17 protein-coding genes and 4 pseudogenes are annotated in these 22,628 nt (G+C 61.7%); 9 read left to right on the forward strand and 12 right to left on the reverse strand.

All coding sequences use genetic code 11. From position 1 onward, the window contains the following. Positions 1 to 1,697: 1,697 nt before the first annotated feature. Both IVA93_RS21900 and IVA93_RS21905 read right to left on the reverse strand, forming a co-directional pair. A complete protein-coding gene (locus IVA93_RS21900) occupies positions 1,698 to 5,060 on the reverse strand; it encodes an adenylate/guanylate cyclase domain-containing protein (protein WP_247368878.1) in 3,363 nt (1,120 codons plus the stop codon). A gap of 65 nt (positions 5,061 to 5,125) precedes the next feature. Continuing rightward, positions 5,126 to 5,410, reverse strand: a pseudogene (locus IVA93_RS21905) (IS3 family transposase); the annotation flags it as partial. Positions 5,411 to 5,447: 37 nt separating this feature from the next. Here IVA93_RS21905 and IVA93_RS21910 point away from each other — a divergent pair. Then, positions 5,448 to 6,855 (forward strand): annotated as a pseudogene (locus tag IVA93_RS21910) (IS30 family transposase). A gap of 7 nt (positions 6,856 to 6,862) precedes the next feature. Here the strand turns inward: IVA93_RS21910 and IVA93_RS21915 are convergent. From IVA93_RS21915 to IVA93_RS21930, 4 genes and pseudogenes are all read right to left on the reverse strand, one after another. Next, positions 6,863 to 7,489, reverse strand: a pseudogene (locus IVA93_RS21915) (IS3 family transposase); the annotation flags it as partial. Further along, entirely contained in the window at positions 7,490 to 8,857 is a 1,368-nt protein-coding gene (locus IVA93_RS21920) for an IS110 family RNA-guided transposase (protein WP_247454478.1), read from the reverse strand. It abuts the pseudogene before it with no gap. Between the two features lie 216 nt (positions 8,858 to 9,073). Next, positions 9,074 to 9,349: pseudogene (locus IVA93_RS21925) on the reverse strand (transposase); the annotation flags it as partial. A 73-nt stretch (positions 9,350 to 9,422) separates the two neighbouring features. Next, positions 9,423 to 9,863 (reverse strand): YybH family protein, encoded by a 441-nt coding sequence (locus IVA93_RS21930; RefSeq protein WP_247369265.1) that lies wholly within the window; start codon positions 9,861 to 9,863, stop codon positions 9,423 to 9,425. Positions 9,864 to 10,253: 390 nt separating this feature from the next. Here IVA93_RS21930 and IVA93_RS21935 point away from each other — a divergent pair, with 390 nt between their 5' ends. After that, positions 10,254 to 11,459 carry a helix-turn-helix transcriptional regulator gene (locus IVA93_RS21935; protein WP_247369262.1) on the forward strand — a complete coding sequence of 402 codons (1,206 nt, stop codon included), beginning with the start codon at positions 10,254 to 10,256 and terminating at the stop codon, positions 11,457 to 11,459. Positions 11,460 to 11,819: 360 nt separating this feature from the next. Continuing rightward, complete coding sequence (locus tag IVA93_RS21940) at positions 11,820 to 12,134, forward strand: hypothetical protein (RefSeq protein ID WP_247369260.1); 315 nt, start codon at positions 11,820 to 11,822, stop codon at positions 12,132 to 12,134. Positions 12,135 to 12,425: 291 nt separating this feature from the next. Here IVA93_RS21940 and guaA read toward each other — a convergent pair whose 3' ends face one another. Continuing rightward, entirely contained in the window at positions 12,426 to 14,024 is a 1,599-nt protein-coding gene (guaA, locus tag IVA93_RS21945) for a glutamine-hydrolyzing GMP synthase (protein ID WP_247369258.1), read from the reverse strand. A 148-nt stretch (positions 14,025 to 14,172) separates the two neighbouring features. On the opposite strand from guaA, the gene IVA93_RS21950 reads away from it, so the two are divergent. Then, a complete protein-coding gene (locus IVA93_RS21950; protein WP_085352858.1) occupies positions 14,173 to 14,544 on the forward strand; it encodes a nuclear transport factor 2 family protein in 372 nt (123 codons plus the stop codon). A 41-nt stretch (positions 14,545 to 14,585) separates the two neighbouring features. On the opposite strand, the gene IVA93_RS21955 is transcribed toward IVA93_RS21950, so the two are convergent. Next, positions 14,586 to 15,038 (reverse strand): winged helix-turn-helix transcriptional regulator, encoded by a 453-nt coding sequence (locus IVA93_RS21955; RefSeq protein WP_018459192.1) that lies wholly within the window; start codon positions 15,036 to 15,038, stop codon positions 14,586 to 14,588. Between the two features lie 94 nt (positions 15,039 to 15,132). On the opposite strand from IVA93_RS21955, the gene IVA93_RS21960 reads away from it, so the two are divergent. From IVA93_RS21960 to IVA93_RS21970, 3 genes are all read left to right on the forward strand, one after another. Beyond that, complete coding sequence (locus tag IVA93_RS21960; RefSeq protein ID WP_377790333.1) at positions 15,133 to 16,404, forward strand: MFS transporter; 1,272 nt, start codon at positions 15,133 to 15,135, stop codon at positions 16,402 to 16,404. Positions 16,405 to 16,496: 92 nt separating this feature from the next. Continuing rightward, positions 16,497 to 16,829 carry a DHCW motif cupin fold protein gene (locus IVA93_RS21965; RefSeq protein WP_085362172.1) on the forward strand — a complete coding sequence of 111 codons (333 nt, stop codon included), beginning with the start codon at positions 16,497 to 16,499 and terminating at the stop codon, positions 16,827 to 16,829. Between the two features lie 259 nt (positions 16,830 to 17,088). After that, positions 17,089 to 17,298 (forward strand): cold-shock protein, encoded by a 210-nt coding sequence (locus IVA93_RS21970; RefSeq protein WP_007592195.1) that lies wholly within the window; start codon positions 17,089 to 17,091, stop codon positions 17,296 to 17,298. 133 nt (positions 17,299 to 17,431) lie between these two features. Here IVA93_RS21970 and IVA93_RS21975 read toward each other — a convergent pair whose 3' ends face one another. Together IVA93_RS21975 and IVA93_RS21980 are read right to left on the reverse strand one after the other, a co-directional pair. Beyond that, positions 17,432 to 18,730, reverse strand: coding sequence for an RsmB/NOP family class I SAM-dependent RNA methyltransferase (locus IVA93_RS21975; RefSeq protein ID WP_247369255.1), 1,299 nt, complete (start codon positions 18,728 to 18,730; stop codon positions 17,432 to 17,434). 34 nt (positions 18,731 to 18,764) lie between these two features. Continuing rightward, entirely contained in the window at positions 18,765 to 19,187 is a 423-nt protein-coding gene (locus IVA93_RS21980) for an MAPEG family protein (RefSeq protein WP_026233755.1), read from the reverse strand. A gap of 168 nt (positions 19,188 to 19,355) precedes the next feature. Here IVA93_RS21980 and IVA93_RS21985 point away from each other — a divergent pair, with 168 nt between their 5' ends. After that, a complete protein-coding gene (locus IVA93_RS21985) occupies positions 19,356 to 20,027 on the forward strand; it encodes an acriflavin resistance protein (protein ID WP_085352854.1) in 672 nt (223 codons plus the stop codon). Positions 20,028 to 20,097: 70 nt separating this feature from the next. Beyond that, positions 20,098 to 20,940, forward strand: a complete 843-nt coding sequence (locus IVA93_RS21990) for a metallophosphoesterase family protein (protein WP_085352853.1) — start codon at positions 20,098 to 20,100, stop codon at positions 20,938 to 20,940. A 16-nt stretch (positions 20,941 to 20,956) separates the two neighbouring features. On the opposite strand, the gene IVA93_RS21995 is transcribed toward IVA93_RS21990, so the two are convergent. Then, positions 20,957 to 21,247: a hypothetical protein gene (locus IVA93_RS21995; RefSeq protein WP_026233756.1), complete on the reverse strand. Its 291-nt coding sequence runs from the start codon at positions 21,245 to 21,247 to the stop codon at positions 20,957 to 20,959. A 150-nt stretch (positions 21,248 to 21,397) separates the two neighbouring features. Beyond that, entirely contained in the window at positions 21,398 to 22,420 is a 1,023-nt protein-coding gene (curA, locus tag IVA93_RS22000; protein ID WP_085352852.1) for an NADPH-dependent curcumin/dihydrocurcumin reductase, read from the reverse strand. Positions 22,421 to 22,628: the final 208 nt, after the last annotated feature.

A 22,628-nucleotide genomic window follows, 5' to 3' on the forward strand; every position in this document is an offset into this window, starting at 1 on the left:
AAGCTTCCTGCTTGTAGTAAGTGGCCGTAGCAATTCTTCCCTGCTTCAGACGCTCACCTGAAATCGACGCAATTTCAGTTCTTTGCGCGTGTACTGTAGAGGAGTGGATGTCCTCTGACCTACGACAAATTGAGGATTGTAGGCAGATGCCATTGGTCGCGCTTCGTAAGGCTCGTCAGGGCAGCATAGAGCGCCGTCCTCCAGGCAGATGCGCTCCATAGCGGCTCGCGAGCTGCTTGCGATCGCCCTTAATGCGGCACGCCCGCCGCCGCAGCTTTTCAAAGGCGCGCGGCACAGACCGACGCATTGGCACCGCCTCAACGCTAGCGATGGGCCAATAGGCGACGATGCTTGCGCGAACGGCCAAGAAAGAGGCCGCCAACCGGGCGGCCCCTCAGAGAAAATGGAGGTTAAATTACCAGTGATGGCGATGATGCCGCCAACCATAGTGGTGGCCACGACCTCGGCCCCACCCGTAATGATGCCCGCGTCCGCCGCGATGGCCCCATCCATGACCACCGCCATGTCCGTGGCCGCCCCTGACCTGGATTACGGCACCATCAGATACGCCAAGCGCGTCAGGCGTTGCTACGGACATTGCCGATACAGACTGGATTGGACTTACCCCAAAAGCGCAGGCGGCAAGTCCGATAAGCAAAAGCCTTTTCATGTAAGCGTCTCCTACTTTGAGCTCGCGTTTTCGCGACAAGGTAGGAAAGTTCCGGGGGCTCTCAGAGTTCCCCCCATTCGACCACGACATATTTCAAAAAAGTACGTTGGATCGAAGAAGGCCCGGTGCCCGCCAATCGCCGTCGTTCAGAGTTAAAGCACAGAAGGTCCATCTCTTCCCTCATGATAGCAGTCCGAAAAATTAGGCAAGTGTATTCGGCGTGCTCCTTGTTTCTGGTCTTGGAGCCCCTTTCCGTCAGAAAGATGCACTGCCTGCAACTATCCGCATGGGAAGCGTGCTGCGCGGTACCGAGCTGATCCAAGACATGGCGCAGCGTGTCTCGAAAGTTGTGGGCGCCAAGCTCAACCGTGGTAATTGCAGTGACAAGCGGCGCGATGGGATCGCGTGTCAGGATTTTCTCCCCGCGCGGCATTATACAAAGAACAACAGAGCGCTTGTCTTGGTCGGAGGCTTTGCGCTCCAATAGCCCTTCACCTCGAGCTGCTTGACCATCTCGGAAGCCGTGGTCCGAGTGGTGCCGTGATTTTTGCCAATGCAAAGGGGGTTCGTGAGAACCTATTCGCACGAGCCAGAAATCGCAACGCCATCCATTCTCGATCACGCATGCCGTGCCGAGTACCATCGAAATGCCAACTGTTCGCCGCTTGCTGCAGCAGGTCGACTGCTTCCCGTGCTGCCCTGATCATCCGCACCCGCTCACATGTCCCGAGCGCATGCTTACTGATTTGGATTTCTCAGTGCACGTCAAATCCGACTAAAGAACTACGAAGGTTTGCACGCTGCAATTGCGGCCGACCGAACAATGATTTGGGCGCGGGTGTCCGTATGGCCGAAGAGCTGAAATCAGAAGTGAATGAACACCGCAAGCGAGCTCTGCTGCGGGTCAATAGCGGCGTCGAGAGCTAAGCCTCTTCCGTTCTACTCCTTGCAGCGGACTTATGCAGCTTTTCGAACTCTTCGCCTTCGGGCCGATCCCGGCATTCGTCGGTCATTTCGGTGGCATCAATCACAAGAGCTCGTCGAGCAGCGCCTTCGCTTCCTTCAAATCACGGGTATCGAATCCCTCCGTGAACCAGCCGTAAACCGGCGCGAGCAGAGCGCGGGCCTCGGAGTGCTTGCCGTCGTCACGCCTGAGTCGGGCCAAACTGATCGCGGCTCGCAACTCGAATGACTTGGCACTCTGGCTCTGTGCAACCTGGAGCGCGGTTTGCAAATCACCCTCGACCTCGTCTGGTGCGTCCCCACGAATGCGCCGCAGCTCGCCAGAGATGCATGCCAGCTCTGCCTCCCAAATATGTTCGTCACTGCGCGCAGCGAGGTCCTTTGCTTCAGCCAGGACTGTGAGACCCTCGTCGCCATGACCCAATTGCAGGTACGTCGTCGCCAGCATGCACAAGTACCGAACCTGGTACCAACTAGCTCCGAGCCGGTCCCGCTCGTTCAAACTCTGGCGCATGAGCGTCAAGCCACGCTCCACGTTGGTCTCCTGTGCCATGGCCCAGCCTCGCAGGATAAGCCCGCTCAATCGCCAGTAGTTCAGGCTGTGCTGTTCGGCGAGTGCGAGGATGGCATCCGCGCGCGCATGCGCAGCCGCCACATCACCCATTAGCTCCGCAGGCGCCGCCCCGGCATAGACCTCCACGTGGGCGGTCAGGTTCGTCTGGTTCAGCTCCCGAACGTATTCAAAAGCCTCGCGGCTCGTCCTCTGCGCTTGCTCGGGGTAGCCGAGGATCCAAAGCACGATCGACAGATAGGGTAGCGCGGAGGCTTTCGGGTCATGGACATAGTGCACAGGCGAGGGCCGGTGGACGTCGGGATCATAGCGATGCAATATCGCCTCGAGTTCGGAGCGAGCCGTAACGAATTCACCTGCGTGCATGGCAGTGAGAGCCGCCAGACGATGTACAGCGAGTTCGAGCACCATGTCCCTAGTGCGTTCGGCAGCGAGGCAGGCCTCGGCTACCAGACCCTGCATGGCCTTATAGTCGCCCCTCACGAAATGGAAAATGAACTTGCCGCTGAGCGCGGCAAACAAGGCGTCCGTATCATCGAGTTCATAACAGAGCGCATGAGCCCTGTTGAACGCAGTACCAAGCTGCGGAGCCGTGTAACCATGAATGGCGATCAGAGGACCTCCGATTGCTGTCTGCAGCGCGAGTTCCTGGCGATCTCGCTCCCGCCCTGCTGGGCAGGACTTGAGCGCCTCCAGGCCTCTTGTGAGATGAATGATCGCTTCGAGATTGGCGGAACGGCCTGCGGCGGTCCGGCCGGCACGCAGCCAATAGTCCACCGCTTTGCCAGCGAGCCCGGCCTCCGTGAGATGCAAAGCGATTGTCTCCGGCTCCATCTCCGCACGGGCAGGATAAAGCTCTTCGAGGGCAGCGGCGATACGAGCATGGATCTGCTGCCGCTTGCTCCTCAACAGACTCTCATGCGCGATGTCCTGCACCAGCGCATGTTTGAAGTTGTACCCAGTATGCGGCGGTGTTCCACGCCGGAATATGAGTTCCGCCTCCACCAGTTCATTGAGAGCAAGCTGGAGCGCGTCCTCATCGAGCGGAGCTACTGCTTTCAGAAGGTCGTGTCCGAACTCCCGCCCAATGCAGGCTGCGATCTGGGCGACCTCCTTCACCGGTGCCAACCGGTCCAGACGGGCCATCAACGAATCCTGGAGCGTTGTCGGGATCGCCAGCGGCGGCAACGGACCTATCAGCTCATAGCAGTTGCCCCGCTCCCTAAGCAGACCGGATTCGAGGACCGTCTTGGTCAATTCTTCGACGAACAATGGCACGCCATCCGTCTTGGCCAAAATCTGCTCAAGCACCTCCTGTGGGAGTGCTTTACCGCCGGTTATGCGCTCGACCACAGCAGCCCCTTGCCTGCGTCCCAGGCGGCTCAAAGAGAGCGCTGTCACGTGTCCATGTCCCGTCCAGCGCGGAACGAATTCCGGTCGGAAGGTAATCATCATGAGAACCGGGAGCCGCTGCACTTCGTCGACAACCCGGTCGAGAAATTCGAGCGTGGTGGGGTCAGCCCAGTGGACATCCTCATACGTGACAAGGAGTTGCTGTCTCGCCGCTAGGCCTCGTACCTGCTCCAAAAGAGCCTGAAACGTTCGCTCCTTCTTCTGGTGTGGACTAAGTGTCAGTGGCGGATATCTCTCACCAGTCGAGATTGCCAACAGATCGGCGAGAACCGGCGCGTCCTCATGCAGGTCGTCTGTCGCAAGAGCGAGCATCGCCTCGAGCTTATCCAGCTGCTTGTCGGGAAGGTCCTCCCGCCGTATTCCCGCCGCGCGTTCAAGGAGTCCAATGACAGGGTATAGCGCGCTGTTGGTATGGAATGGCGAACAGAAATGGCTCAGGGGTGTGTGCGGCACGTCCGCGAGCTGGTCGCGCAGGGCCCGCACGAGGCGGGATTTGCCAATGCCTGGCTCGCCGCCCAGCAGAACAATCTGTCCCTCTTGCTCTTTCGCCTGCTCCCAGCGATTCCAGAGGAGTGCGAGTTCCTGATCGCGCCCGACTAGCGCGGTCGAGACTCCGTGCTGGGCATCGAATCGACTCTCCGCAGCGCCCTCGCCGATGACCAGCCAAGCTTGCACCGGGCCAGGGAAACCCTTGAGAGGGACCCTGCCCAGGTCGCGGTATGTGAAGGCGTCGCCGAGTAGGTGGCGCGTTGACTCGGCGATCACCACGCTACCGGGCTCGGCGAGCCCTTGCAATCTCGCGGCCAGATTCGGGGTCTCGCCGATGACGGCCCGTTCGCGGGCCTCCCCCTCGCCAATCAGTTCGCCGACCACGACCAGACCAGTTGCAATGCCGACGCGAGCGGCAAGCGCTGCACCACCTCGTTCGGTAAGGGCCGCGACCGCCGCGGTTACTCGAAGTCCGGCGCGAATAGCACGTTCCGCCTCATCTTCATGGGCGCGGGGCCAGCCGAAATACGCGAGGACACCGTCGCCCAGAAACTTGGCTATGTGGCCCTCGAACCGGGTGATCTCGCCCGCCACGGTGCTCTGGTAGAGCTGCATGAGGTCACCCAGCTCCTCAGGGTCGCGTCCCGAGGCGAGCGCAGTCGAGCCGACCAGATCGACAAACATGACCGTGAGCTGCCGCCGCTCAGCCTCCGACGGCAGTGCCGGCTTTAGTTGTGCCGCCGACGCACTAGCCTCAATCGGGAAGAAAGCGATCGATGAAGCGCCATCGCAAATCGCCTTCAGCACCGTCTTGCGCGGGCCGAGCGGCAAACCAAGTTCCCGCAGGTCGGCTTCGGTCAGTTCTGGCAGGACTTCAGGCGTGATTTCGGCGTCCTGGAACGCCTGCGTGTAGCGCTCCAGCCCGAGATTGCGAAGCCATTCCGCGATATCCAAGCGAAGTCTCCTCGCGTGGCCGTCAGTCGGCACATTGAGCTGCTGCCGGTTTGATGGACACCGGGTTAAGCTAATCCCACCTTGCGCTCGAACTCAACAGGGCTGAGGTAACCGATCGTCGAGTGACGTCGGGTCGTGTTGTAGAACCGCTCGATGTAATCGAACACATCTGCTCTGGCCTCGTTCCTGGTGCGATAGGTTTTGCGCTCGGTGCGTTCGGTTTTCAGCGACGAGAAGAAGCTCTCCATCGCCGCGTTGTCCCAGATGTTGCCGGACCGACTCATGCTGCAGACGATGCCGCTATCAGCCATCAAGCGCTGGAACTGCTCGCTGACGTACTGGGCGGATTCAAGCGGTCGTCGCAACACCTGAACGAAGGAGGTTGCGATGGGCATTCGAAAGCGACGATCACACCGCTCTCGACGAGCACCGTTGGCGTCACCGGGACGGCCGCCGGTAGCGGGGCGATCTGAACTCCAGCGATTCTGGTTGGGGATCGTGCAGGGAATGACCAGCGAGGATGCTGCATTAACGGCTGGTATGTCGCAGCCTGTCGGAACCAGATTGTTCCGACAGGCAGGCGGCATGGCACCAGCGATGTTCAGATCTTCAACCCAGCCGCGGTCCGGGCGGTACCTCTCGTTTGCGGAACGTGAGGAGATCGCACTTCTTCGCGTTCAGGGCCTTTCGAGACGCGAGATCGGACGCCGACTTGGCCGATCCGCCTCGACCATCTCCCGTGAGCTACGACGCAATGCCGCGACGCGCAGCGGCGGCCTGGAGTATCGTGCATCGACAGCCCAATGGCACGCCGAGCGATCGGCCCGTCGGCCCAAACCGACTAAGCTTGCGCTCAACACAACGTTGCGCACTTATCTGGAGCAGCGACTGGCCGGCGTGGTCATGACCCCGAGTGGCGCTGCCGTTCCTGGTCCCGCCGTTCCGTGGAAGGGCCGCCGGCATGGCCCGCGAAAGGATCGGCGATGGGCCAGGGCTTGGAGCCCGGAGCAGATTGCCCGACGCTTGCCGATCGACTTCCCGGACGACAAGACGATGCGCATCAGCCACGAAGCCATCTATCAAGCTCTCTTCGTTCAGGGTCGGGGAGCGCTACGCCGCGAACTGTCAGCCTGCTTGCGAACGGGGCGCGTATTGCGGGTCCCCAGGGCGCGCGTACGCAGGCGAGGCAAGAGCTTTGTCTCGCCGGAGATCATGATCAGCCAACGCCCCGCCGAAGCGGCCGATCGCGCGGTGCCGGGCCACTGGGAGGGAGACCTCATCCTTGGTCTTGGCAGCTCGGCGATCGGCACGCTGGTTGAGCGGACAACACGCTTCACGATGTTGCTGCATCTTCCCCGGCTTGCGGGGCATGGCGAAGCTCCACGCATGAAGAATGGCCCTGCTCTCGCGGGACACGGAGCTGAAGCCGTGCGCGACGCGATTACGCGCACCATCATCACCTTGCCCGAAGAGATGCGTCGTTCGCTGACCTGGGATCAGGGAGCGGAAATGGCTCAGCACGATCGTCTCAAGATCGACGCGGGCGTCCAAGTCTACTTCTGCGATCCGCAAAGCCCCTGGCAGCGTGGCACCAACGAGAACACCAATGGGCTGCTGCGTCAGTACTTCCCGAAAGGCACCGACCTGAGCGTCCACAGCGCCGACGACATCGCCGCCGTGGCCGCGGCCCTCAATGCTCGACCGAGAAAAACTTTGGGTTGGAAAACGCCAGCAGAGGCGCTTGACGAGTTGCTGTCATGAGTGGAACACATTCGGTGTTGCGACAACCGCTTGAATCCGCCCTGGCTGCCGCGATCGGAATGATGCATCAGGGCATCCGGCTTGCCGCGCCGCCAGACCGCCATCAACAGGGCGTCCGCAACCAACTGGGCGGTCATGCTGGCGCTCATCGACCAGCCGACCACCCGGCGCGAGAACAGGTCGATCACCGCCGACACATAGAGCCAGCCCTCAGCCGTCCAGATGTAGGTGACGTCGGCGATCCACTTCTGGTTCGGGCGCTCGGCCTCGAACTGCCGATCCAGAAGGTTCGACGCCACGTTCGCAATCTGGCGATGGCCTGCGTCCTTCGGCAGACGCCGGCGTCGTGGCCGCGCGCGCAGGGCCTGCAGGCGCATCAGCCGTTCGACCCGGTGCAGGCCGCATTCGACGCCGTCCGCCAGAAGGTCTCGCCAGACGCGCCGCGCGCCGTAAGTCCGGTCACTGGCAAGGAAGCTGACCTTGACCTGCTGGCCTACGGTCTCGTCGCTTCGGGATCTGGCGCTGGGCGATCGGTTCAGCCAGGCATGAAAGCCCGACCGCGACACGCCCATCGCTTCGCATAGCCATGCCACCGGCCAGATGCCCCGGTGCTTCGCGATGAAGCCGAACTTCATGTCGCTTCCTTCGCGAAGTAGGCAGCGGCCTTCCTAAGAAACAGCCGGATTGGCGTCCGTCGGAATGGCCTGCAACACGAAGCCCAGAGATTTGGCCCGGCGCTGAAGGTTGGCGAGAACGCGGCTGCGATATTGTTGCTCATATTGGTTGGCACCTGGATCCCTGTAGCTCATGCCGTGCCGGAGGGTGTTGTAAAATAGAACCGCAATCTTGCGGGCGGTCGCTGTCACCGCCTTTGACTTACCCGCACGTAAGGACAGGCGGCGATAGAATGCTCCGAGCGCCGTATCGCTTCGCCCCACCGTGGTGGCCGCCAACCGCAACAGTGCGGCAGCCCGGCTGGAAGATCTCCGGGTGCGCGAAGAAAGCACTTTGCCGCCGGAGATTTTGTTGCCCGGTGCAAGGCAGAGCCAGGACGTGAAGTGCTTGGCGCTCGGCCATGCCCTCAAATCCGTGCCGCACTCGCCGATAAGCTTCAATGCGAGCGACGGACCCAGTCCATGGATCTCAGTCAGATCGACGCCGAGCACGCCGTGCAGCGCGGTCCTGACGTCAAAGGTGGGCGTGTTGATCTGTTTGGTCTTGATGCGCGGCTTGGATAGCTTCCCGACCGGCTTTGCCCCTTTATTTCCTAGCGCGGCGATCAGGACTTCGAGCTTGCGGTCACAGTCCAGCATCTTCGCCTGGTAGACGTCGTAGAGTTCTAGCGATTGGCTCAGGGCGAAGACATGTTCGTGCCGGTCGTTGCCTACCAGTGCCGCGCGAATGGTCTCGGTGGATGAATGGCATCGCACGTCCCGATAGGTTGCCAAAACATCAGGATTGCGCTCGCCTGCAACAATGGCCCGGATAATCCGCATGCCAGTGGCGCCCGTGATGTCCGAGACGACATGATGGAGCTGCAGGTTCATCTCCATCAAGGCCTTTTGCATATGCTGGATATGGGCGGCGGCATATTCCACAAGCCGCTCGCGCTGCCGCAAATAGGCCCGCAGTGCTGCGATCTCGGCATCGGGTCGGAAGCTGCCTCGTAGCAGTCCATAGGAATGAAGCTGCCGTAACCACGCGGCATCGCTGACGTCGGTCTTGCGTCCGGGCACGTTCTTGGCGTACCGGGCGTTGACCAGAATAACCTCAAATCCACGCTGCTCCAGGATTTCATAGGCTGGGATCCAATAGACCCCGGTGGATTCCATCGCGACACTGGTCACGCCGCATGCGCTAAACCAATCCGCCAGATCATGGAGATCTTGTGTAAATGTGCCGAACGCGCGCACGGGAATGTCAGTGCAGTCCGGGTTCACCGCAGCCATGTGCATCTTTGATCCGATGTCGATGGCGGCCGCGCTGACGTTGACTGGCTTCAATTCCGGCCGGTCACCGGTCGTCCTCTGGGGCATCGCAAATCCTCCATTCACTCATGAGCGGAAGGGTCTGGGTTATGCCAATCGTCATCTTCCTATTCGGGATCGCAGCCGAAGCGGCGTCACCACTCTCAAGTCCGCATGCACCCATGGACCACGTTTTTTTACGGGGACAGTGCCTCCAATAAGCTGACGGCCGCTACCCTCCCAGCCGCAGAGGATAACACAGTGCTGTTTCTACCCCGCACAGGCGCGCAACGGCCCTGGACAGTTTTTTAGGATATCCCGCTCCGCCTTCAGCTTGTTGACCTCGCGCCGCAGCCGCTCGATCTCCAATTGCTCAGGCTTCATTTGCCCGTGGCCGGGGAAGGACTGCGCAGCGTCGAAGCCGAACTCCTTCACCCATTTGCGCAGCACGTTCTCATGAACGCCCAGGTCTCGGCCAGCTTGCGCCACAGATACCCCGCGCTCCCTGACGAGCTTGACCGCCTCGATCTTGAACTCTCGACTGAACTTCCGTCTCTGCATGACCCACCTCTGGCTCGATAAAACACCCAATCTTGGTGTCCATCAAACCGGCAGCAGCTCACATAGGGCCAGCTCAGTTGAAGGTATGTAACCTCAACTTCAGCGAACCATCCGCCTGCCGCTCGAACACGTGGGTGGCAATGCCAGAGAAGTTTGCAGGCTTGCTATCCTTGTCCTTACCTTTGGCGCTCCAGTTTGCCGTGCCATAGACGACCTTGTCATCGCCGCCCGCGTCGATCAGCTCAAGCTTGTGGTCCGTTACGCCGTTGGCGTAGAACCCGGCGAAAAACTTCTCGATCTCCGCCGGACCCGACGCCACCTCGTGGGTTGGCGGAAGCACCTTCGCGTTCGGCAGATATAAGGCGACAACGGCCCTGGGGTCGCCCTTGTTGTACGTCGCGTCAAATCTTGCGTAAGCCGCCGTGATATCGCTTTTGGGATCGGCGGCATACGATCCGACCGGAGCGGCTGTGAGCAGACAAAGTGCGAATGCCGATGCGTAAATAGTGCGCATGAAATCCTCCCTATAAAAGTTGCTTAGACATCATTGAAGCTGCCGCGATCATTCGTGAGGACGCTAAGACTGGTCAGAGCATCCTCTGTTGCGGACAGAAAGTCATTCTGGGCGAGGGCCTGGACGGGGGGCTTTGGGCGTGTGATCGGAGCCATGTAAACCTCCTTACGCGGGGACATTGTGGGCGGTACCAGCATCAAAAATCGCCGACCAAGCTGATTCCAGTTTACTTCCACTGCGCACATTTCCGCTTGACCCAAACGGGCTATGGGGCGCTAATCAGAGCGCTAAACCGGTTCTTCTCCGTTGTTCCGCATGAGGAACTCCGGCGCCCGATAATTCTCGCCTGATGAATTTTTAGCGAAATCAGCTTTCCAAGGACCACTTAGGATGGTCAGCTGGCATACTGAGCGCATTGAAGACGCTTTTGCTGAGGCAGCGCTCGATCCTGCTCAGTGGGCTAGAGCGCTTGATACTGTAGCCGACGTCACCGAGAGCGCTGGAGCGCTACTTTTCTCATTCAACGGCGACCTTATTCCGAGCGTTCCTTTTACAGATAGCATCAGTAGATCCGTTGAGACTTATTTTGAAAACGGATGGCATCTCCAGGACGAACGCACCCGCGGTTTTGACCTGATGGTAAAACGTGGTGTTGTAGATGACCTAGATATTTTTGGCATCGATCAGATAAAACGGCATCCCTATTACCAGGAATTTTTAGCTCCCCACCATTTGCGCTGGTACGCTGGGGTCAAGCTCGCAAGCGGCGATGATCTCTGGGCTCTTTCAATCCAACGAACAATCGCGCAGGGACCATTTTCAAACGCGGAAAAGAGAGTACTCGGGAAGCTTTCGAATAGCCTCTCGTCCAGCGCCGCACTAGCTCGGGCTCTCAGCTTTACAGCAGCCAATGGAGCACTAGAAGCATTCGAAATAAGCGGTACCGCGGCGCTGTTGATCAACCGACGGGGTGAAGTCTTTAAAGCCAATCGTTCCGCAGAACAACTGCTGAAGGGTGACATTCGAATCATCAAGCGCAAGTTGGTTTCGAACGATCGGCACGCCAACGCTGAGATCGAACGAGCTCTTCAAGACCTCCTCGGGCGGCCCCTTGGCGCAGGTCTCTTACCTATGGTTTGCCTACCAAGGAGCGACCGACTCCCCCTATTAGCTCACCCCGTGAAGCTTCCAAGCCTTACTGCGAATGTTCTCGCGGATTGCAGGGCCGCTATCATTCTGGTGGATCCCGAAAAGCGCTCCCGACCTCCAGAAGCCGCTTTGCGAATCGCGTTTCAATTGACCACGGCCGAAGCGCGCTTGGCTTTGCACTTGGCTTCTGGCGAAACGCTTGAAGTCGCGGCAGAAAGGCTCGGCATCGCGCGAGACACTACGCGAAATCAATTGAAGAACATCTTCGCTAAGACTGGCGTAAATCGCCAAGCCGAGCTCGTAGCTACACTCGCTTCTTTCCTGCCTGTTGCGGCTGATGATCCCGAGGCACCTAGCTGCAGGACATCTACCGCGTCCGCATCCTCGCCGTCCAATCCGAAACCGCCTGGAGTCAGCGAAACCGCCAGAACGGCTCACCACCAGTAAGGCTTGCATGATACGAGGTGCGTCAGGCTGGTGAAAGGAGAGCTTGCAACGTCGCCACCGTTGTCGAGCATCTCCGATTTCGCTGGGCAGAAGTAAGCCACCTTGGCATGCTTCCGCGACCGAGGCTGGCACGTTCATCTCGCATCTATTTTCATCCGGGTCCGGAGTGGCAGCCCTGCTCCGTCAGGCGATTTCGAGCAACGATCCTTAATCGGCGCCTTACACAGCTGATGCCGCCTTCGGGCGGCCTCTTTGCCTAACATCGACTGCGAATGAATCGCTTTTTTTGCTGGATTTTCCCGATCGATGGCTTCATGCTTGTCCATCATTGAGAACTCAATGCTTTCGGGGGACATTGTGATGGCAAAACCTGCCGTTTCCCGTGATGCCTTTCGTGGGTTGTTCGCCTTCTATGCTGCGAAAGCTCATCACGACCACAAACACGAGGGCGAACATTGCCTTTTGAAGCTGTTCGGATCTGCGGAAGACATTCCTGAAAGCTTATTGCAACAATGGTCGAACAGAGTTGACCTGCTCGGCTTCGAAACCGTTGGCCGCATAATGGAGCCGCGCGCCCGTCAAATCACCGATGGTGACGCGCGTTATGACCATGCCAGCGACTTTCTCCACGCACTCTTAAGAGGCTGCTGTGCCGGCGCAAACGCCGGCTCCTAGCCAATTGAACCATTCCAACTTTCGCTCCAGCTTATCATTAGCCAATTCGAGCTATAGCTCCCGCCAAGCGATTGAGGCGGATAATAGTTGGTCCTTTTTGCGCCAAAGCCTGTCGGTGCGCCAGCCAGGCTTCAAGCGCTCGAACCTTTCGTACGATGGAGCCCGCTGCAGTACTCCATCCGTGAAGAAGCAATGGATGTCGGACCTAAGCTTGGGTAGAATTCTCAATCTGGAGGAAGCGAGAACGACTCGACGAAGCTACGCTAAACTGCGCGATGCCAGCCGTCCGCACTACTCCCACTCAATCGTCCCAGGCGGCTTGCTGGTCACGTCATACACCACCCGGTTCACGCCCTTCACCTCGTTGATGATGCGCGTCGCGGTCTCGCCCAAGAACTTCATGTCGAACTGGTAGAAGTCCGCGGTCATGCCGTCGGTGGAGGTGACGGCGCGCAGGCCGACGACGAAGTCGTAGGTGCGGCCGTCGCCCATGACGCCCACGGTCTTCACAGGAAGCAGCACGGCAAAGGCCTGCCAGATGTCGTCGTAGAGACCGTGCTTCCTGATCTGGTCGATGTAGACCGCGTCCGCCTTGCGCAGGATCTCGAGCTTGTCGCGGGTGATCTCGCCGGGGCAGCGGATGGCGAGGCCGGGGCCCGGGAACGGGTGGCGGCCGACGAAGATTTCGGGCAGGCCGAGCTCGCGGCCGAGCTTGCGCACCTCGTCCTTGAACAGCTCGCGCAGGGGCTCGACCAGCTTCATGTTCATGCGCTCGGGGAGCCCGCCGACATTGTGGTGCGACTTGATCGTCACCGACGGGCCGCCGGTGAAGGAGACGCTCTCGATCACGTCAGGATAGAGCGTGCCTTGCGCCAGGAAGTCAGCGCCGCCGATCTTCTTGGCCTCCGCCTCGAACACCTCGATGAAGAGGCGACCGATGGTCTTGCGCTTCACTTCCGGGTCGGTGACGCCTTCGAGCTCGCCCAAAAACTGCTTCGAGGCATCCACGTGCACGAGCGGGATGTTGTAGTGGTGGCGGAACAGGTCGACGACCGTCTTCGCTTCGTCAAGGCGCAGCATGCCGTGATCGACGAAAACGCAGGTGAGCTGCTCGCCGATCGCTTCGTGGATCAGCACGGCCGCGACCGCGGAATCGACTCCGCCGGACAGGCCGCAGAGCACCCTGCCCGTGCCGACCTGGGCGCGGATCTTCGCGATCTCCTCCTCGCGGAAGGCGCGCATGGTCCAGTCGCCGGAAAGGCCTGCGATCTTGCGGACGAAATTTCGGATCAGTTTGGCGCCGTCGGGCGTGTGCACCACTTCCGGGTGGAACATCAGGCCGTAATATTTGCGCGTCTCGTCCTGTATGATCGCGAACGGCGCGTTCGGCGAGGTGCCGGCGACCGAGAAGCCCGGCGGCATCTTGGTGATGCGGTCGCCATGGCTCATCCAGACCTGGTTCTTGCCGCCTGCCGACCAGACGTCCTCGAACAGCTTGCTCGGCGCCTTCACCTCCACATCGGCGCGGCCGAATTCGCGGTGATGGCCGCCCTCGACGGTGCCGCCGAGCTGCTCCGCCATGGCCATCTGGCCGTAGCAGATGCCCATTACCGGCACGCCGGAATCGAAGATCGCTTGCGGCGCCCGGGGCGATCCCGCCTCATGTACCGATTCAGGGCCGCCGGAGAGAATCACCGCCTTCGGCTTCATCTCGTTGAAGGCTTGTTCGGCCTTGTTGAACGGGACGATTTCGCAATAGACGCCGTCCTCGCGCACGCGACGCGCAATGAGCTGCGTCACCTGGCTGCCGAAGTCGACGATGAGAATCTTGTCATGCGCCGAGGCCACCGAGGGCGTCGACGCGGAGCGGTCGGTCTGTGCTGCTGTCATGGCAAGCAGATACGCGACGGGGGCTTTTCCCGCAACCGCGCGGGCCGCGCGCCCACATTCTTCTTTGGGGTATGGACAAATTGATATAGGTAAGTATTATTGACCTATATGGCCCGCCACTCACCAAGGGCCGATCAGGGAGAACGCCATGCCAAACCATCATCAGCCGTCATCGCTTGCAGAGCTCGGCCGCACCTGGGTCGAGGCCTGGAACGCGCGCGAGCTCGAACGCGTGCTCACGCTCTATGACGAGGAAACCGTGATGACCTCGGACCGCATCCCCGCGATGGGATTCGATGAAAGCGGCACCGTGCGCGGAAAGGATGCGTTGCGCGCCTATTGGGGCAAGGCGCTCGCCCTGTTGCCGAATCTGCATTTCTCGCTGATCGAATTGTTCGTCAGCCCTGATAGCGTGGTGGTGTTCTACGAGAACGAGCGGGGAAAGCGGATCTGCGAATATCTGCGGGTGAACGCGGCCGGAAAGATCGTGCAGGGATCGGCGAATCATCCGGTGCCCTGAGTCGCGCTTCTAGCTCGAGGACGCACCAAGGCCGACGCGAATCAGCGCTTGCGCAGACCGGCCTTTCTCACCCTGGTATCGGACCATGCCAGTGGACGGCCGGCCCGCGACGGAAGCACGAGCTTCCCGACCGGCTGGCCCGTCTCGTCCACCAGGTCCGAATGGACTTCGCCGCGCGCGTAGAGATTCGCTTCGCCCCATTGGCGCAAGCTGACCACGACTGGAAACAGCTCGCGCCCCCTCTTGGTCAGCGCATATTCCCGATAGGCGCTGCCGTCGGAGGCCGGAATCAGTTCGAGCACGCCAAGCTCCACCAGCCTGTGCAGCCGCGCAGTGAGCATGCCCTTGGCGATGCCGAGGTTCTTCTGGAAATCGCCAAATCGACGCAGCCCGTCGAAGGCATCGCGCACGATCAGAAGCGACCAAATGTCCCCAACTGCGTCCAGTGCACGCGCCACCGGGCAGTCAGCCTCGGCAAAACCGGTCCGCTTCATTCGCCGCCTCCAAATTGGTCTTAAAATAGGACTGGACAGCGCGGTGTGCAACTGGTCTTATTTTAAGACTAGATAGAACGTGCCGGAGACGACAATGACAATCCACGATGCCGCCACAGCCGGACCGACCAACGCCGACGAAAAGGCCGACGACACCGCCGGGCGCGGGCTCTCGCGCGGGATGGCGATGCTGCTGGCGCTGACCTGCGGCCTGAGCGTCGCCAATATCTACTTCGCGCAGCCGCTGCTCGATGCCATGGCGCGCGATCTCGGCATCGACCCCGCCGCGATCGGGATGGTGGTGACCTTCACCCAAATCGGCTACGCGTTCGGCCTGATCCTGATCGTGCCGCTCGGCGACCTCTGGGATCGCCGCCGCCTGATCGTCGGCCAGACCGTGCTGTCGGCGATCGGCCTCGTCATCGTCGGCACGGCGGCGCATGCCGCCGTGCTGCTTGTGGGAATGGCGCTAGTCGGCATGCTCGCCGTCGTCGTCCAGGTCCTCGTCGCCTTTGCCGCGACGCTGGCCAGACCGGACGGGCGCGGCCGCGCGATCGGCACCGTCACGAGCGGCATCGTCGCCGGCATCCTGCTGGCGCGGTTCGCCTCGGGCGCGCTGGCCGATTTCGGCGGCTGGCGAATGGTCTACCTGGTCTCGGCCGGCCTCATGCTGGCCATGGCGGCGCTGCTCCTGCGCGTGCTGCCGCGCGGCCGGCAGTCGGCGCTGGCCCGATCCTCTTATCTGTCGCTGTTGCGCTCAACCGCCTCGCTGTTTGTCGAGGAGCCGATACTGCGCGAGCGCGCGTTGTTTGCGTTTCTGATCTTCGCCAATCTCAACGTGTTCTGGACGTCGATCGTGCTGCCGCTCTCGGCGCCTCCCTTCGCGCTGTCGCATACCACCATCGGATTGCTCGGCGTCGCCGGGTTCGCCGGAGCGCTCGCGGCGCGCAATGCCGGGCGGCTTGCCGATCTCGGATGGGCCCAGCGGACCACCGGGCTGTCACTGCTGCTGATGCTGGCTGCCTGGGCTCCGATCGCCTGCCTGCAAAGCTCGCTCTGGCTGGTCGTCGCCGGCGTGATCGTGCTGGATCTGGGACTCCAGGCCGTGCACGTGACGAGCCAGAGCCTGATCATCGCCGTGCGGCCCGATGCGGCGAGCCGACTGGTGGGCGGTTACATGGTGTTCTACTCGGTCGGAAGCGCGATTGGCGCGATCGCGTCGACGATGGTGTACGCGATGGCCGGCTGGTCCGGCGTCTGCGTGCTCGGCGCGGGAATCAGTGCCGCCGCGCTGCTGGTCTGGGTCATCATCGCAAGCAGGATGCCGGTGACGGCAGATTGCGCGCTGATGCATGGGCAAAAATAAGGGCCGAAAACAATAAGAACTGTAAAAATGAGGACTACCGCGAAAGCATCCGATAGTAACGGCACTGCCGTCGCCGCCTCAGGATCACCATCATGAAGCTCCCCACCTCCCCTTTCACCGTCACCGACTGGAGCAAGGTCGAGCCGACCGTCCATCCCGGCGAGACCGGGCAAGCCAAGTGGCGTACGCTCGACATCGGCGATCTCCGGGTGCGGATGGTCGAATATTCGCCGGGCTATCTCGCCGACCATTGGTGCGACCGCGGCCACGTGCTGTACGTGCTGCAGGGCGAGCTCGACAGCGAGCTGCGCGACGGCCGCAAGTTCAAGCTCACGGCGGGGATGAGCTACCAGGTCTCGGATTTCGGCGATGCAGCGCACCGATCCTCGACGACGACGGGGGCGACGCTGTTTATCGTCGATTGAGGCGCCCCGGAAGGGTTAATTTGCACCGCAAAATAGCAAAATTCGGCGACATCCCGAGCGGCGGGTGGTGCCTTGAAGTGGCCCCAAAATCTCGCTATATTGTGATCATCGATACTTGGCCGAACGACTGGGCCGCTTCGCTTCGTTGCTGACGGGCGCGCACGCTTCAGATGATTTCTCCAACATCGACTGATCAGGACTATGGGCGCAATAGTGCGTACCGGTCCGCGTGTTAACTTCTTAAGCAAAGGAAATTCCCATGGCTATGGGCACCGTGAAGTGGTTCAACAATCAAAAGGGTTTTGGTTTCATTCAGCCGGATGACGGCGACAAGGACGTGTTCGTGCACATCAGCGCCGTCGAGCGCGCTGGCCTCTCGACCCTCAACGAAGGTCAGAAGGTCTCGTTCGACATCGTCGCCGATCGTCGCAGCGGCAAGTCCTCGGCTGACAATCTCCGCGTCGGCTAAAGCCCGCGCACCGTTCTGACCACGGACGTACCGGCAGAACGTCGAGTTAGAAAACCCCGCGACCGGGTTCCGGTTCGCGGGGTTCTTGTTTGGTGAGACAGGCGTCGCGTCATCCGCGATGTCGTGGGGTGGGCTATGCCTTCTTCAAGACCGAGACGAAGAACCCGTCCGTCCCCGTCCGCCGCGGCGTCATCAGCCAGCCTTCCGGCGATTGCAGCGCGGCTTGCGCAAACTCCTCGGCCTTGTCCCAGAGCACGCTCGCGGTCTGCTCGGGCGGCACCACAGCGAACTCGGGATGGCGGGCGGTGAACGCCCTCACCTGTTCGCCGTTCTCCTCTGAGAGCACCGAGCAGGTGATGTAGGCGATGCGGCCGCCGGCCTTGAGCAGCGGAACCGCGCGATCGAGCACCGCGGTCTGGTCCCGCAAGCGAAACTCCAGCGCGCCCGGACGCATGCGCCATTTGGCATCCGGATTGCGGCGCCAGGTTCCGGTTCCCGTGCAGGGCGCGTCGATCACGACGAGGTCGGCGGTCGCGCTGATCTCCGCCAGCGGATCGGCCTCGCCCTTGGGCGTGCGCACATCGGCATTGTGGACGCCGGCGCGCGACAGGCGTTCGTGAATGGGCGCAAGTTGCCGCTTGTCGCTGTCGGTCGCGATCAGCCGGCCCTTGCCCTGCATCATCGCGGCGAGCGCCAGCGTCTTGCCGCCGGCCCCCGCACAGAGATCGATCACCTGCTCGCCGGGTTTTGCCGCGGTCAAGGCAGCCGCAAGCTGTGACCCCTCATCCTGCACTTCAATGGCGCCCTTGATGAAATCCTCTTCGGCCTGGATGCCGGGGTTGCGCGCATCGGCCGAAAGCTCGATGCGCAGGCCGGTTGCGGACCAACGCGTCGGTTTCGCATGAAGGTGAGCAAGCGCCCCCAGCGTCTTGTCGCGATTGGATTTTAACGTGTTGACGCGCAGGTCGAGCGGCGCCCGGCTCGCCATCGCGGCCGCCTCCGCGACGCGTTCGTCGCCGAACGCTTTTGCCAAATACGGATCCAGCCATTCCGGATAGTCACCGGCGATCGCGGCCGGGGCACCTTCAAGCGACCGCGAGGCGAGCGCGGCCTGCTCGGCCTCGGTCAACGGCGCGGGGGCAAAGCGGCTGCCGTCGAACAGCGCGGCCATGGTCGCCGCGTCCATGTTGCGCTCGAGGCGGAGCATGCCGATCAGCCGAGCACGCGCGGTGTCCGAATCCATCAGGTAGGCGCTCGAAGCATAGCGGCGCAGCACGTCCCAGACGAGGCCGGCAATGGCGGCGCGGTCGCCGGATCCGGCGAAGCGGTGCGCGGTGCCCCATTCTTTCAGCGCCTTGGCCGCGGGCACGCGGTCTTTCTCGATGGTGTCGATCAGTTCGATGGCTGCGGACAGCCGGGCAGCGGGAGTCATTTGAATCTTTCAGATCAAATCCGACGGCTAACCGTCAGATCAACAAGAGCATCTTCAGTGCGAAGTAGATCCACATCGCGAGCAGCACGAGCACGCCGGCGAGCCAGATCGTGGAGCGGCGCCCGAGATTGTTGGAGGAGACGAAGATTCCGGCATGGACGAAGCGCGTCACCACGAACACCCAGGACATCAGCACGATGAAGAGATCGGCATGGCGCAACGGGAGCGCCAGCGCGATCAGGGCGTAGAACAGCACCGGCAATTCGAACTGGTTGCGGTAGCAATTGGCGATTTGTGTGGCGCCCTTGGGCCAGTTGGGCTCGCCGAGCGCAATGTCACGGCTCTTGGTCTCGCCGGAGACGAGCGCGCGCCGGCGTCCCAGCGCCATGGCGATCAGGAGCGCGAAGGTGAGACCGACCTGCACGAAGACCGGCAGCAAAACCATTTGAATGGACATCGAAATTTCTCGGGATTTTCCCATCCGGCGGAAGGCACAGCTAGCGTCCATTAGCGGTCACCGCTGGTCCTGACAATCAACGAGTTGAACCGGCGTTCCCGATGAGGCGACCAACTGTCGACAGTTAAAGCGATTTTGGCCCCTCGGGGCGCAAGGCGAGATACCGCCATGAACACCCTCTTCAGCCAGATCGGCAGCCTGACCGGCACTTTGACCGAGTCAGCCGACGGGCAGTTCGGCATCCTGATGTCGGCGCTGGCAGGCATCGCGACCGCGCTTGCGGTGGCGCTGGCGATGACGGTCTACTTCCGAATGAGCTATCGGACCTGGCGCGATGTCCTCAGGCATGGCCTCGCTGCGCTCGCCCTCCTCGCTCTGTTTGCGTTTGCCGCCTACGACATGCGCCATGCCGCGCTGGCCTATCTCGGCCTCAATCCCTCGAAACCCGCGGTCGAGTTCGAGATCCGCATGCCCAAGGAGACCTTGGCGGCGGTGTCCGACACCCAGATCGAGCTGCATACCGAGCGCAACCAGACGCTGGCACTGGTCGAGGGCGTGCGGGAGCTCGGTGATGGCCGCTCCGTGCTGCGTGGCGCGGTACCGCTCAACCACCGCACTGCGGACCGCGTGCTGGTCGTGAACCTGCCCGGCAAGGGCACCTTCGAATTCCGCCTCCGCCTGCCGGCCGAGCCGCATCGCTCCGAACAGTCCGGCGCTCAGTTCGGCCCTCAGTTCGGCCCTCAGTTCGGCCCTTGGCACCTCGCCGACCGCATCGCCTCGCCGCTGGCAAGCCCGGTCGCGCCGCAGGACGCCTACACAATCCGCTATCGCGTGCTTTAAACTTTGTTCGATCGCTGACCGCGGACGCGCCGTCATCGTTCCGACGTCGGGCGTGGCCTATGATCGATCCATGTCCGAATTTCGCCTGACACAGATCTCCGACGCCCATCTTGGCCGGCGCTTCCCTGGCCTGATCGCCAACTTCCAGGCGCTCAGCGAGCATATCGACACCGATAGGCCCGATCTCGTTGTCAACACCGGCGACGTCTCGTTCGACGGGCCGACCAGCCGCGACGATGTCGAATTCGCCAAGGGCCTGCACGATGCCCTGCCCGTCGCCTGCCGCTACATCCCCGGCAATCACGACATTGGCGACAATCCGACCGCGATCGGCCCTGCGCCGAAGCCGCCGGTCGCGGAAGCGCATCGTCAGCAATTCCGCGAGATCATCGGCGAGGACCATTGGTCGTTCGAGGCCGCGGGCTGGTGCTTCCTCGGCCTCAACTCGCTGGTGATGAACTCAGGGCTCGCCTTCGAGGCCGAGCAGTTCGATTGGCTTGCTTCGGAAGTTTCGCGCACGAACGGCAAGCCGGTCGCGCTGTTCGTACACAAGCCGGTATTTCTCAACGGGCCCGACGACCCCGAGACGCCGGAGACGTCGATCCGCTATGTGCCGCAGCCGGCCCGCGCGCGGCTGATCGAGATGTTTGCACATGTCGACCTGCGCCTCATCGCCAGCGGTCACGTGCACCAGCGGCGCGACTTTACCTGGCGCCACACCCGCCACGTCTGGGCGCCGTCGGCCGGCTTCAAGATCAACGATGCGCGCCAGGACCGGATCGCGATCAAGGAGGTCGGGCTCGTGGAGTACCGCTTCCAGCCCGACGGCTTCGAGGTTCGCCACGTCAGGGCCGCGGGCCAGGTCGATATCGATATCGAGGAGCTGCTCGCCCAGATGGGCGGTGCGCATTAGCGCCGCCAGTCGCGGCTCAAGCGACGCTTTTGAGATCCTGCTGGATCGCGGCAAGCAAGGACTGCAGCGCGTCGCTGTTCACCGGTTTGGCCCCGGTATTGGCGGGCAGAACATTGGCAGGCCGCGCGGCATTGACCGGGCGCTTGGGGAATGGCGGCGTGGGTGTGGGCATCGCGGATTGCGCGAACACGTCCTCGGTATGGACGAACTTGCCATGGATGACGTCGTCGCGACGGCCCATGACAAACATGGTCGCCCAATAACCGGCAGCCAGCAGGATTACGCAGAAAACAACAAGCTCTAACATCATCGCACCTGAAATATGCGCAATGATTCAATGCCTTCGCGAGCCCGTCAATGAACCGACGGTCACACCTGCGGCTTTTACGGGCGGGTGTGGCCGATCAGTCACTCTTTGTTAACCATACCCGGCCCCCGAGGGGGCGAGAGCGGCCGATCAAGCTTTGTCCGGCCCGACCCGCACCAGCTGCTTGCCGAAATTGGCCCCCTTGAGAAGCCCCATGAAGGCTTCGGGCGCGCTCTCCAGGCCCTCGGTGACGAACTCCTTGTACTTGACCTTGCCCTCGCGGACCCAGCCGGACATGTCGCGCAGGAAGTCGCCATGGCGGGAGGCGAAGTCGGAGACGATGAAGCCGCGGAAGGTCAGCCGCTTGGTCAGGGTCGCGCGCATCATGCTGGCGGCCCATTTCGGCGGCTTCGCTTCAGTGTCATTGTAGTGGGCGATGAGGCCGCAGACGGGTACGCGCGCAAACGCATTGAGCAGCGGGAACACCGCCTCGAACACGGCGCCGCCGACATTCTCGAAATAGACGTCGATGCCCTTCGGGCAGGCGTCCTTCAGCTTCGCGGCCAGATCGGGATCGCGGTGATCGATGCAGGCATCGAAGCCGAGCTCCTTCACGACGTAATCGCATTTGTCCTTGCCGCCGGCGATTCCAACCGCGCGTGCGCCCTTGATCTTCGCGATCTGTCCCACGGCCGAGCCGACCGCGCCGGAGGCGCCGGCGACGACGACGGTCTCGCCTTGCTGCGGCTTGCCGATATCGAGCAGGCCCGTGTAGGCGGTCATGCCGGGCATGCCCAGCACGCCGACGGCCGTCGAGATCGGCGCGAGCTTCGGGTCGATCTTGTTCAGCCCCTTGCCGTCGGAGATCGCGTGCGTCTGCCAGCCCGCGCGCGAGAGCACGATGTCACCCTTGGCAAAGTTTGGATTGTTGGAGGCTGCGACCTCGCAGACCGTACCGGCTTCCATCACACCACCGACGGGCACCGGCGTCGCGTAGGACGGACCGTCGCTCATGCGCCCGCGCATATAGGGATCGAGCGAGAGCCAGATCGTGCGCAGCAGGACTTCGCCTGCGGCAGGCGTAGGAACCGCGAATTCCTCGATGCGGAAATCGGACGGCTTTGGCTCCCCGACGGGACGCGCGGCGAGAACGATGCGTTTGCCTTGGGACATGATGGCTTCCTCGTGATTATGCTTCGGCGCGAACGGAAGCGGAGGGAGCGGAGCACGTCAACACAAAAGCACACTCTCGCTGTCATCGCCCGCGGGCGATCCAGTAATCCGAGAGGGTCGTGGTAGAGCCGAAAGGCCGCGGCGTAGTGGATGCCCCGCCTTCGCGGGGCATGACACCGTCATTTGGGCAATTCCAACGCGCAGCCGC

The organism is Bradyrhizobium sp. 155, assembly GCF_023101105.1.
GTDB classification, from domain to species: Bacteria; Pseudomonadota; Alphaproteobacteria; order Rhizobiales; family Xanthobacteraceae; genus Bradyrhizobium; species Bradyrhizobium canariense_D.